We start from the raw sequence: 1872 nt of genomic DNA on the forward strand, positions 1-1872 counted from the left end.
AAAAAGACAGTTTCCAATATGGTCAATATATTATAAATGCAGTAAAAATACTGGATATACAAAATGGAGTATATTGGTTTTCACATAATCCGAATACTGATGGTAGATTCCACCACAACCTGCTCAATTTAAATAAAAAATTCAGAAAATACATTACTTATGATAATCAAAGATTAGTAGAATTTGACCTATCTAATAGTACTCCTTTTATCCTAGCATCTTTATTAGCTAATAACTTTACTATAGATATTAATAATTATATAAATAATAATACTTTAATAAATACTAAAACTTATTTCTCTAAAAATACTCTAGTATCATATATGTCTGAGAAAATTCCTGAATATATTTCAAACAAAGAGATACAGGATTTTCTGGACAGTTGTATAAAAGGAGATATTTACTTATCCATTTCAGAAGAATATCTAAATAAAAATATACACTCTTTTTATGAAAATCATTTTTTTGATTGGAAGACTGGAGAAAGAACTTATACAGATGAAGATTTAAAAAAGGTAGTCAAAAAAGATTTTCTAGGAATGTTATTTGCTGAAAATAAAGATTTCCAACCTATGCAGGAAGCCTTTAAAAAAAGTTATCCTGGCATATATAGCCTTTTATTTGAAATAAAGCAAGAATTTCCTTATCAATCTCTTTCTTATTTACTGTTTCAGGTAGAATCTTATGTTATGCTTGAGTTACTAGCTAGGGATTTTAATAATAAAAACAGGGGGAGATTACCTTTCTTTACTTTTCATGACTGTTTGGTTGTGCAGGAAAGCAAAGAACAAATGTTAGAGGATTACATGAAAGTCAGATTAGCTGAAATATATAAAAAACCTCCACATTTCAAATTCAAAAAATGGTAAACCTATTTTTAAGCGATTTAAGGGGTGTTAAAATTCAAAAATACAGAATCGTATTACGTGAGAAAAAAAGTCTAACAGAAGGGCTAAAAAGTGGCTTAAAATGAATTTTTAGAATAGAAGTATATGTGGGTGATTTATAAATTTGAAATTAATTTCAAATTTATCACTTTTTTATCAAAGTTCCAAATGAAATAAAAATTATTGTATATTTGGAGTAGAAAATTTAATTAAAAAGAGTGTTAGCTCTTATTCTGTTAAAGAAAATCTGGAAAATTTTTAAACAACGCAGAATGAGCAAGTTATACGCTCACACCATATGGTGTGGGTTTTGCTTATTTATGTTGTTGGGCTTTCCAGAGCCTTCTTTAGTAAATAAGACTATAAGCCCACACTACTTGTTTTTAATCTTCTGCTTTGGGCTTAGGTAGAACAAGAACTTATAAGCAATGAAGCCCTTTCTTATCACTTTATTTGTGTTATTTTTCTTATCTGGTAAATCACAGGTTAATTTAAATCTAACATTAAACTTCTATTTTTCTTCAAATTATGATTACGATTTAGATAGAAATACTTCTTATCCTATTAAATTTAATTCTATAATCCTATTTGATATTGTTGATGGCAAAGGAAAAGTAATAATCTATTATTCAGGAAAAAAACAAATTTTTCAAGTTTTATCCTGTGAAAAAAATAAAAATTATATTAAATTTTTCTACTCTACTGGAGGAACTTCCTCTTTAATTTGGGAAGAAAAGTATTATGTTTTATTTACCCTTGATGATCCAAGAAACAATACTGCTGTTCTATTTCACAATTAAAAAGTAATACCTAATGAAAAAGACACTAACTTTGAATAAGTCAATTATAAAATCTTTGATTATTGGTTTTATAACAGCTACTCTAATTCTTTTCGTAATAGAGCATTTTGGTAAATTTTCCTATATTGCTAATGTTCCAGTTTCTGAGTTTCCCAGACAAGACCCTTTTGTAGATTATATTCCCT

General features: G+C 27.0%; 2 protein-coding genes. Both read left to right on the forward strand.

Features of this window, described 5'->3' with window-relative positions:
* Window positions 1-869: hypothetical protein (locus tag ETU08_RS11855; protein WP_185145248.1), on the forward strand; the 869-nt coding region annotated here is incomplete at its 5' end.
* A gap of 446 nt (window positions 870-1315) precedes the next feature.
* A complete protein-coding gene (locus tag ETU08_RS00785) occupies window positions 1316-1687 on the forward strand; it encodes a hypothetical protein (RefSeq protein WP_146261108.1) in 372 nt (123 codons plus the stop codon).
* Window positions 1688-1872 lie beyond the last annotated feature (185 nt).

The sequence above is a fragment of the Apibacter muscae genome (assembly GCF_007845635.1).
Taxonomy (GTDB): Bacteria; Bacteroidota; Bacteroidia; order Flavobacteriales; family Weeksellaceae; genus Apibacter; species Apibacter muscae.

Bases quoted from the DNA above. Each gene is read 5' to 3' on its own strand.
- ETU08_RS00785 (WP_146261108.1), top strand. From the start codon at position 1,316: ATGAAGCCCTTTCTTATCACTTTATTTGTGTTATTTTTCTTATCTGGT.